This window comes from Luteibacter sp. TLI7-4A (assembly GCF_056754745.1).
The window spans coordinates 2465401-2477085 of the sequence record NZ_JBPGWO010000001.1; the positions used below are offsets into that span (position 1 = coordinate 2465401).

3 protein-coding genes are annotated in these 11685 nt (G+C 63.0%); all 3 read left to right on the forward strand.

The window, feature by feature from the left end; translation table 11 throughout:
- The first annotated feature begins 111 nt into the window (after positions 1-111).
- Complete coding sequence (locus ACR9Y6_RS10925; protein ID WP_481281300.1) at positions 112-9879, forward strand: Tc toxin subunit A-related protein; 9768 nt, start codon at positions 112-114, stop codon at positions 9877-9879.
- Positions 9880-10091: 212 nt separating this feature from the next.
- Positions 10092-11255, forward strand: coding sequence for a flagellar hook-length control protein FliK (gene fliK, locus ACR9Y6_RS10930; RefSeq protein ID WP_481281301.1), 1164 nt, complete (start codon positions 10092-10094; stop codon positions 11253-11255).
- Positions 11252-11515: a flagellar biosynthesis protein gene (locus ACR9Y6_RS10935; protein WP_481281302.1), complete on the forward strand. Its 264-nt coding sequence runs from the start codon at positions 11252-11254 to the stop codon at positions 11513-11515. Before fliK ends, ACR9Y6_RS10935 begins: the two co-directional genes overlap by 4 nt.
- Positions 11516-11685 lie beyond the last annotated feature (170 nt).

Sequence of the window (11685 nt, forward strand, 5' to 3'; positions counted from 1 at the left end):
ATGCAGCCGCGCCTACAACGAAAGGCCGGATGCCCCTGCGCCTCCAAGGGCGTAGCCTGAGCGACAGCATGGAATGCGATGGCCCTCCGGCACAAACAAGGACGTGACGACATGTCAGACCAGACTGTTCCCGGCGCGCTGACGCCCACTTCAGCGAACACTCCCGCGAGCGCCGAGCCGACGCCGGCTCCGGGGCGCCGCGTCGATACTGGCAACGCCGCGAACTACCTGACCCTGTTCACCTGGCCCAGGGCGGTGCAGCCCGGCGCGCTCAACGACAACACGAATCCGCTGGCCTACGTGCACGAGCTTTTCGAGCTGGCGACAAAGATCGAGGCGGGTGCCGATGCCTCCCAGGCACAACCACTCAGCCGCCGCCGTCCCGATATCGGCGACATGCCGATGGACGAGCGGTCGTTGAAGCAGACATTCCCCGCCCTTCGCTTCGCCATCGACCGCCTCGAAGACGCCGTCCGGGGTGGCGACTCCGCGCCGACAACACCCCTTCGCGAATCGATCGCGGCGGCGAAGTTCCCGACGTCCCTGCCCTTCCACTTCGCGTGGGAGCAGGTCAAGGCGGTGCTGCGCCATCGCAAGCTCTTCATCTGGGATATCGTTCGCAAGTCCGATAAGGATTATCCGAATTTCATCTTCGGTCATGCGACGTCCGCGGCTCTACGCGCTGCGATGACGCTGAGCAGCGGATTCGCGCCCGAGTTGCGTGCCCTGCTCACCGCCGACTCATCCAAGGCGACCGAAAGCACGGCACTACTGTCGGCATCCACCTCCCGCACCCCCTCTGCCACGACCGATGCCGATACCACACCCGCGATAACACGCATGGCGATCGCGGACGGCTTTCGCCGGCGCCTGGGCCTCAGCCGCAAGCAACTGCGCCAGCTGCTCGCGGTCTACCAGCCGGGCAAGGCGACCGCCGACGGTGAGGTCGATCGTCAACCCGCCGTGCTTCGCAGTGCCTACGTATCGACGACCGAGCCGGCGATATCGAGTGCCGGCTTCGGCGCGCGCTTCATCAACGACGGTGGTGAGCCGCTCTATCTTCGCTACGAAGGCGACGACGAATCCAAGCCACTTCGCATCGAAGGCCTGACGGACGGTCACGTCGACCGGATGTTGCGCGTTCTTCGGCTCCACCACGCCACGAAGCTTTCGTTCACGGACATCGACATGCTCTTGACGAGCGCGATGCTCGCCGAAGGACAGCAGCGGAACCTCCACGTCACCGACGCTACCGTCCGTGCCCTGGGCCTGTTCCAGCACCTGCGCGAGAAGTATGCCGTGACGGCCGCGCAGTTCGCGTCGTTCATCGGCGACATGCCCTCATCGGCCGCGGGACGCGAAAGGCCTTTCTACGACAGCCTCTTCAACCCGTCGGGCATCGAACCGCGCGGCGACTCCGAATCGGTATTCACCATCGATGGCACGACGTTCGATCCCGCCGCGGGCAGCGGCAACGACGCCATCGCCGTGCGTCAACTGAGCCAGGCGTTCAAGGCCGATGAAGCGACCGTCCGCTGGGCGCTGGACCGCGTCGTCGAAGCGCAGACGCTTACCGCGCCTGCTCGCAGCCTCGCGGTGGTGTCCGCCTGTTATCGCCTGATCGCGCTTCCACGCCTGCTAGGCCTGAAATCCGCCGAAGCGCCGATTCTCCTGACCACGCTCAATCGTGAAAACCCCGATGTCCTGCGCCAGCTGGCTGGAACGCCGAGCCTGGCCAATGCGTCGCAAACCGGCACGGACGTACTCGACGTGATCGCCCTGGTCATGAATGTCGCCGAATGGGCGAAGCACCACAAACGCGGGATCGCCACCCTGTGCCTTCCTTTGCTCATTCCCACGCCGACCCAGCCAGCGAAACCCTGGATCGCCGCCACCAACCGCGCCATCGCCGCGCTGGAATCGACCGAAAAGGACAAGTCCACCGACACCGAGATCGTCGCCGTGGCTATCCAGCAGGGCCTCCAGCTGAAAGACCAGGCACTCTCGCTACCCCTGCTCAAATGGACGAATCGATCGCCGGCAAGTGTCGCCACGGCGTTTCGCGCACTGGGCCGGTCCGCCCAGGTCACCAGGGCTGCGGATGGCACGAAGGATGTCAAAGCCTGTCTGGCGCCCGACGACCTTCGGTTATGGAGCGATCTCGATCGCTACGCCGCTGTCGCGACACTTTTCGGCCTCAGCGCGGCTGCGGTCACCGCCATGGTCGAGCATCCGGCGTGGTTCAATCTCGCCGGCAGCGCCGGCAGCGCCGGTAGCACCTTGCGCCTGCTCGACTTCACCACGGTGTACCAGGTGAGCCGCTACGCCGACTGGCTGGCCGAGTTGCCAACGGGCAGCGACGAAGACCATGCCATCGACTACCTTCGGCAAGTACACGAGAACCGGCGCCTTACATCGGCGCAAAGCTCGACCCTGTTGTCACAGTTGACGGATTGGCCGCGGACTGACATCGAAGCCGTCACCCGTCACATCGATAGCAAGAACATTGCCGATACCGTCGAGGATATCCGCGACATCGACTTCACGATGCGCCTCAACGAACTGGCGCGATCGAGCGGGCTGTCCATCGATGCGTTGCTCGATGTCAACGGGCTGAAGGTCGCGACGGATTACAACGATTTCGAGAAGGCCGCGGCGGCGCTCCTTGCCGCATGCTCCGAACAGGACGCACTGACCGTCGAAGGGACGCACGGCGAACTATGGCGTGACGCGCTGGCGGCGTGGATGCTCGAACACTGGGTTCCGACCCAGCCCGGCCTTCCGCATGTCACCGACACCGAGGCGCTTTCGGACCACCTGCTTCTGGACGTGATGGTCGGCCGCGAGCCGGTCACATCCCGGGCCGCGTCGACCATGGCGAGCCTGCAGACCTATCTGCACCGCCTGTTCACGGGGCTCGAACCTGGCCATGGCGCCAACGAGACGATGACGCAAACACTGCGCGACACATGGAGCACTTCGCTGAGCCAGTACGGCCACTGGCGATTGCTGCGGCAACTGAAGAACTACCCGGAGAACCGCATCGATCCGACGCAGCGCCGCCGGAAAACCCAGGCATACCTGGACCTGGAAAACCTGTTGGCCCAGGGCAAGTTCAGCGCCGACGATATCGAGGCGGCGATCCTGGGATACATGACCGCCGTGGAGACCACGAGCAATATCCAGCCGTTGACGGCGTACCACGACGGTATCGACCCGCTCAAGGATACGTACCACTTCCTCGGCAAATCGAATGTCTCCCCCGCGCAATACTATTGGCGCACCCTGGACATGTCGCTGCGCGACGCGGACGGCGCACCGAGTACGCTGGGCTTCACGGCGTGGGAACCCGTGCCCATCCCCCTGACAGGCGTGATCGCCGTCACGCCGTTGCCCGACCCGGCCAGTTCGTACCAGCCTGCCGGCCTTCCCGCCTCGACCCTGGACGCGATGAAGGAAGATCTCCGCGACGGCATCGACGCCATCCGGCCGGTCGTGATCGATCAGCGGCGCTATGTCGTGTGGGCAGAGCGCGACACGACGGCGCTGAACATGGGCAAGGACAACAAGACCAGCCCCTTCTTCGTATTCCGTGTCTGCTACTGCTTCCAGCAACTCGACGGCCTCTGGAGCCCACCCAACGTACTCATCACGTTGAATGGATTCGACGGGAAGGGAAAATTCGGCGGCAATGACACCGAACCGGACCAGATCCCCTCCGTCGATGCCACGCGGATATCCGCGAGCGGCAACGCGTACCTGAAAACCAGGGCGTTCGCGCCAGGCCTTGTGGTCATGGTCAACGCCAAGGGACATCGCCGCAAGGATCCCTGGCTTACCGTGGTGCTTTACAAGGCCAACAAGTGGTGGGATTGGAAGCCGGATACAGACCGGGCCCCGGCGCGAAACGACGATTACTTCATCGCATCGCGGGATCTTCTCCTGCTCGAAGAGAAGGAACTGGACGGTGGTGCTGACGGAGCGATCGAAAAGGCCGTCATCAAGGAATGGAAGACGCTCTTCTCCGACCCCCGTGTCGTTCAGCACCAGTACGTAGGCAAGGCGGTGACCATCGCCGAGCAGAATGCGGAGAGTGCCCGCTACGCGATCAGCGACGAAGCCGCGGCCACGCGGCAGGCGACTGCACTGAACCTGACGGTGGATAAACTCGGCGTCGGCTCGCTCGCGGCATCGCTTCCCGAGGATAGTGACTTCATCGAGCTGAGCGCCGGATTCGATGGCGCGTGGAGTTATGAGGGGGCGGGCGGGCGCCAAGGGACGCAAGCCTCCGAGGGAGAAACGCTTACATACGAAGCGGAGTTAAATGTTGTCGATGTGGGACAGTCATGCCACATCACGGCGACGGTGGACCTTCGAAGCGCCACCGATACTGCTTCCGTTTCTGTTGATTACCGCTGGGAACCTAACAATGATGATCCCTCCCCAGCGTATCGAGGCGTAGCTTTGGCGGAAAAATACGACCCGGCTTCGATTGAATTCGTAACTACGTTTTCTATATCAAAGTCCAAGCTGGCCAGCGAAGACTCAATATCCTTCATAGCCAGCCTGTCGTCGGGCGAAACGCATAGCTTTTCCGCACAGCGGAAACTATCTGAACCGCGGAAATCCAACGAAGTGACAGACTTCGCAGGGGTGGCGTACAACGAAGCCGGGAAGCCGCAGTACAAGGTAATTCTCACACTCATCCAGACACCGAACGGGACGAGTGTAACTTCCTCCGTGGAGTGGATGGACGAGACACTCAGGGCGCGGTGCTCCTCAATAGAACTCATTGATGACTTTAAATCGGTAAGTCTCTTGAACTACATCACATCAAGTAGATGGACCTTAGAGGTGGGAAAATCAATAGATCGAGCTCCTCCCGCCATGTCGTACTCGGAGCAGATATTCATTATAGAAGCGCATGAACGTCCGAGTCTCAGTCGGCGTACGCTCGTCTTCCTGCCGAGTCGCCCATCCGTCGCGCCGCCTGTTCGCACAAATACCATCGGGCGCGTTCGCCTGGTATTGCGCGGCGGCATGGACAAGAAGGAAACCCGAAAAATAACCCTGTCGGCCGAAGACAAGAGTGTCCTGAACCGACTCGGCTTGAACCGCCTACCGGCTTTCGCAACTGACAAGCCTGCGGATTTCGCCACGTTCAGCGAACGTCTCGCCCGCATCCCCCACCAAGCCGATGCCTTCTTCCGCGTGCCGGAAATAACATCGGCCGTCTGGGACTGGAGCAGATTTGCCTTCCGCGTCGAAAAATCGGACAACTCCAGGCGTGCCATCGAAAAACGCCGCATAGATTACGAAGCGAAGGTCTTCGACCAATCGGGGATATCGATACCGGAGGGCATCGATTTCCACAGCGTCATGAAGCTCAAGCATGAGCACCCCGACACCTACACCCGGTTCATGGTCTCGACCATGCTCGAAGACAATATCCTGGCGGAAGCCGTCGTCAGCCTGAACGGCGACGACATGTCGCGCGTTCTCAGCACCCGTTATCCCATCAATCGCGATGTCCTGGACTATGCCTTCGAACTGGATGTGTACGCCGAGGACGATACCGAGATCCTCGGCAAGATCACCCGTGCGTACAAGCTCAAGGATCTCATGGGCCCGGACGATGCCATCCCGAGCACGCGCCTCGTGCAGAACATGCACCAGCTGCACTACCTCGACGCGACCGAGGCCAACGAGAAGGCACGCGCAGACAGGCGAAAACTTCCCGTCAACGCCATTCGTCTCAATACGCTCCTGGGCATGCGTTTCGCGGCCCTTGCCACCGCCTCTTCGCATCGCCTGATCGACTGGGATACGCAAAACCTCATCGAACCGCGCCTGGAACCGGGAGACAGGGCCGACAGGCTCGACTTCCGCAGCGCCAACGGGCTGTATTACTGGGAGATGTTCTTCCACGTACCGATGCTCGTGGCCTGGCAGCTGCGTGGAACACGCCAGTTCCGTGAAGCGTTCCAATGGTGCGCACGACACCTCTTCGATCCCTATGACAGCCTGGGCGATCTCGAAGTGTTTCGTCCTCCGTTCTGGCGTAGCCGGCCGCTGGCCGACGTACCGCCGGCCCTCGCCGAAGATGCGGACACGCTGACGGAGGATGTGGACGATCTCGCTTACGCGGATCCCGAACGGTATCGCAAGGCCATCTTCATGTTGTTGGTCGAATCCTGGCGACAGCAAGGCGACGACTTCTACCGACAACTGACCCGCGACGATGTCAACGAGGCCGCCAACTGCTATCGCAAGGCGCTCCGACTGATCGGCCCCCTGCCCGAACAACTGACCGTGCCATCCCCCGCGCTCCCCGTGCTGGCGAATACGACAGACGGCGATTTTCTCCCGCCGGTGAATGTGGCGTTGACCGACATGCGCGAGCTGCTGCGGAACCGGCTGTTCAACATACGGCACGGGCTGACCATCGACGGCAAGCTCATGAACCTCGACCTCTACGATGACGCCGACGACTTCGCCGCGTTGGGCAACTGGCGAGCGGGGATGCTTTCGGGCGGTAAACGCGCGCCGCGCATCGATGTTCCCGCGTACCGATTCAAATATGTGCTGCCGGCCGCGAAGGAGGCCGTCGCAAAACTGATCGACATGGGCCGGCAGGTGTTCCACAACTACGAGGAAGAGTACAACGCAGGCCTTGGCGTCCTTCAGCAAGCCAATCTGATCAAGCTCTCCGACTTCACCTTGAGGCTGCAGACCGAAGCACTGGCCGGCGCACGCGCCGGCCGCGAGAAATTGTTGGCCAGCAGGAAAGTGGCGGAACAGCGCCGGCAGTACTACCAGAACCTATGGGACCAGGGCCTCCTGCCCCAGGAAATCGCCGCGGCCGCTCTGGCAGCCGCCGCGCCGGGCACGAAACTGTTGTCCATACCGTTCGACATGACGGGATCGGGCCTGAAAATGGTCCCGAACATATTCGGCCTCGCCGTGGGCGGCCAGGAGCCGGGCTCCATGGCGACCGCCGTGGCCAGGCAGATGGTCCTCGGCGCGGATATCTTGACCTTGGGCAAGGAGGAGTTGCGCTACAACAGCGACATCGAGTACCGGGCGAAGGAGTGGCTGCTCAACATCGAACAGGCAAGCGGCGATATCGAGGTGATCGATCGCGAGCTGGACGAGCAGGAGATCCTGATCCGCGCCGCCTCGATCGCGGTGGACGAAGTCAAGGCACATCAGGAGCTCATGCGCGAAGAGTACGTCTTCATGACGACCGGCTTCGCCATCGGACCGACCTATGTCTGGATGATCGCGCAGCTGTCGGGCATCTATGCGGCCGCCTACGATGCGGTCATGTCGCTCTGCCTTGCGGCTCAGGATGGCTGGCGCTACGAGACCGGTGACTTCCGCAGCCAGTTCATCAAGCCGGGCGCCTGGATGGACAACTGGCGGGGCATGCTGGCCGGCGATGCCCTGCAACGCGACCTCCTGGAGATGGAGGCCGCCTATCTGCGCCGTCGCGAACGCCGCATGCATATCCGCAAGACCGTATCGCTCGCCGAGATCAACAAGATGAGCGCGGCGGACCTGTGCGCGGAAATCGGGAAGAAGCAAGCCGTCATGTTCGAACTTCCCTCCTCGCTGTACGACGCGGACTTTCCGGGTCATTACCTTCGCCAGATCGTCAATGTCTCGGTTTCCTTCAAGCTGTCGTCAATCAGTGAAATGCGAAGCATCGCCGCCACCCTGAAGCAGACGAGCAACACGCTTCTGATCGAGCCGTCCGCCGAAGGTGCGGCGTATATCTACGACAACAGCAATCCGGCCCACCCTTCCGTCCTCTTCGATGTCCGGCAGGAACAGAAGGTCGCCTTGTCCACCACGAAGCCGCTCATGAACGTCGAAGGGTACAGTGCGCTCTTCGGCCTCGTGTTCGGTGACGATCGCTACCTGCCGTTCGAAGGAACGGGCGCGATCTCCCGATGGACGCTGTCCTTCCCCGGTGACGGCACGACCCTGGACACGCTGAAGAGCGGGGACAACTGGCTGTTGGAGGACATTGTCGTCACCATCGACTACACCGCCGCCGATGGCGGGGAGGCGCTGGCGGAGCATGTGCGAACCCTCCGCGTAGCGTCGTCACAGGAGGGCGGCCCCGTCCTTTCGGCACCCGGCCCGGGTGGCTCCACCACCACGCCCGCCTCCACCACGCTGGACTTTTCCGCTCCACGCATCATCGCGGACGGCGCCGGCGCATCCGTCGCCATCGCAGCCCATCCCTCGCTGCCGGCGCGCGCGGAGATCGCGATCACGTATACGAATCAAGAGGGGGTCACGGAAACGGCGTCACCACAGAAATGGAATGGCAAGGGACTGGTCGTTCCCATCCCTGCTGCGATCCTGGAGACCAATGCAGGCCGTCGGCTGACCGTCGGTTATACCGTCGATGCGGCGGGAACATCGACGGCATCGGCAACCACGGAAGTCGCCCTCCCCGCCACCGATCAGGCCGACACCCCGTCCTTCCCCACGCCTGTCGTCCCGGAGGTCCGTGCCAACGGCGCGCTCGATCGACGCGACGCGGCCAACGGAGCGACGGTCACGGTGGCGCCGTGGGCCTTCATCCAGAAGGACCAGGCCGTCTGGCTGCGTTGCCTGGGAACGAAGGCCGATGGAACCGTCCATGACCTCGCGCTGCGTCAGCCGCCAGAAGGGATCACCGGCGAGGAGTTCGAGAAGGGACTGAACGTCACCATCCCGCTCACGTACCTCGACGAACTGGGGGACTACGCACAGCTGAGGATCGCATTGAAGGTTTCGCTCGATGGAAGCGGGGTGGAGAGCCGGGCGACGGCCTTCCCGGAACTCATGTTGGATATTCCGCGGTGCACCGAATTGATCGTTACCTCTATGTCGGAGGAATTCGCGACCCGCTATTACACCATCGGTGCGGCGCTGGAGTCCGATTTTGGCTTCGTCGCGACCTCCGCAGATGTTGGGCCGGTTGGACTGGTGTTCGAGATGGGCGCCTGGGAGCTTTACATTCAGACAGTCGACACGTCCGGAAATGCGGTCCGCGTCTGTCTGGACGCGGGACGCTGGCCATTTCCGAGCGATGGGGGCGGGGGCCGTGTCCGTCGCATCGGAAGCTACAGGAGGGCAAGGGATTCCATTGCCGATGGGTCGGTTAGGCTGGGCGCACGGTGTCTTGCAAGGCAGAACAAGCAACTTGCCCCGGGCCGATACCAGGGGAGCGCCACGCTGCACTTGATCGGCTGGCAAAAACCCGTGGTCAGGGAATCCGTCATCGTCAAGGTGGACGTGACGGTTCCTCCTCCCGCTCCAGCTCCGGCTCCGACCCCTGCCCCTGCCCCTGCCCCTGCCCCTGCTCCTGCTCCTGCTCCAACACCGGCTCCAACACCGGCTCCAGCTCCAGCTCCAACACCGGCTCCAATGCCAACTCCGGTCCTTGTTCCAACTCCGGCCCCTGCCTCAGCGCAACCGGAAGCCGGAACAACAAGCACCCTTCCTGCACCACAAGTCGTCGTAAAGGACGGTGGAGTCCTCATGACCATTCCGGACAGCGTGTCTATGGCAGCGTCACGCGAATACTACTGGTTCGAATGGACCATGGAGGATGGCGGCGCAACATTGATCAAGACTGACTCGAAATGGCCCGTTCAAAAGGACAACATCTACAATCTCACAAACAACGACTATCTTAGGTCAGACGTCTGGGCGAGCAAGACCAATGGGCTCAAGGACAAGTTTGCCTTCGTCAAGTACTTCTTACGTCTCGACGGAATCACCAAGGAATACGACTCGCTTAAGGAATCCGCTTCGCTACGTGTCCAGTTCACGCTAGCCGAGCAGCCGGAAGCCTCGAAGACCCCACCGTCGAAGTAGGCATGGCACGTCGCAGGCGGGTTCGACCCACCATGGCGCCGATAGACCGGGCCGGGTGGGTGCCGGACCCGTTGGCGCCGCGCGGGTTATCCGGACGACCTTGCCAGGTTCCACTGCCAGTGCGCCTCTAAAGTTTCGCAAGTTCCCGCCGATTTCCTCAGTCAGAGGAGCGTGCCCATTCGGGGCCCGCCAGGCTCGGGAGGACATCCCCCTTGATCATCCAGCCGACCAGTCTCGCTGCCCAGTTATGGGCGGGCGCGGCCGCGGGCACCACGGCCGCCGCGGACAGCTGGCGGGTCGGGACCTTGCTGTTGGCGCGGGTGATGGGCCAGAACGAGCTGGGCAAACTGCTGCTGGAGATCGGCGGGCTGACCGTCGAGGCCGACGCACCAGGCACCGGTACCCAGCTTCCTCCACAGTTCCAGGTGCGCGTGCTGACCCAGGGTGCGCAGCCGCAGCTGGAAGTGATCCCGGGCAACACGGACGAACAGGTCGCGATGCAGGGACTGCGCGAACGCCTGCCTCAGCAGAATGGCTACGCCCCCCTTCTCGGCGTACTGGCCGCCCTCGGACGCAGCCCGACGGCACGGGCGCTCCCCGCCCCGTTACGCGCGGCCCTGGCCACGCTCGAAGCGGCGATCAACAAGCCCGACGACATCAGTTCACCCCTGGGCATGAAGGAAGCCATCGCCAAGAGCGGAACCTTCCTCGAAGCCCATCTCGCCGAACCAAAGCGGGAGACACCGGCGGCGGACGATTTCAAGGCCGCCCTGCTCGCCCTGCGCCGCACGCTGGCCGACATATCGGCGAGCCGACCGGGTTCATCCACCTTGTCGCGACCGCTCAGCGATACACCCCCGCCGCTGGCTCAGCGCTCGCTGGTGGCCCAACCGCGTGCCGCCGAGCTCGCGGTGACGGAAGATGACGTCGACGGACTGGTCAACCAGCTACGCAGCGATACGCGCGCGGCGCTTTCGCGCGTCGAAATCGCCCAACTCGAGTCGCAGCCGCATTCCGGCCTGTGGATGATCGAGATCCCCGTCGCAGGCGTCCGTGGCTACGACGTGCTTCAGTTGCGTATCGAGGAAGGCGAGCCCGCTCCCGGCGAACAAGAAGGCCCGTGGACGGTCGGCTTCGCCATCGATCCTCCGTCGCTCGGTGCCGTGCAGGGCGAGATACAGCTACGTACCCCGCGTGTATCGGTACGCCTGTGGGCCCAGCACGCGGAGACCGTCAGCCGTCTCGAAAACGAATTCATGTCGCTGCGCCGGCTGCTCGAGAAAAGTGGACTCGTGCTCGATCATTTCGCCTGCATGCACGGCCTGCCCGCATCGACCAGCGCTTATAGCGCCGTGTTACTGGAAGCGCGCGCATGAGCCAGCCGCTGCCCTCGCCTCGCCGTAGCGTCACGCTACGCCTTGCGTCGCCGACCAGCAGCGGAACGAGCCAACGCGTGGACGCGGACGCCGTGAAGGCGATGCTGGATCGTGCGCAAGCACTGGGACTGGCGCCGCAACTCGACCCTCAGATAGCCACGTTGCTCGCGGCGGTGCGCCTGCGCGACGATGTGCCGCCGGAGTTGTACGCGGCGCTGGCGGCTGTGGTCGGGACGTTGTTGGCTGCGACGGACGAATAGGTTTTCGCGCGCCGAATCGCCGACAAGGTCGGCTCCCACAGGAGCAACCTCCGACCTTTGTCCGATATGAGCTTGCCTGGTGGGAACCAACCCTGCCGGCGATACAGCGACCTGATGAGAGCCAACCCTGTCGGCGATACAGCGACCTGGTGGGAGCCGACCTTGTCGGC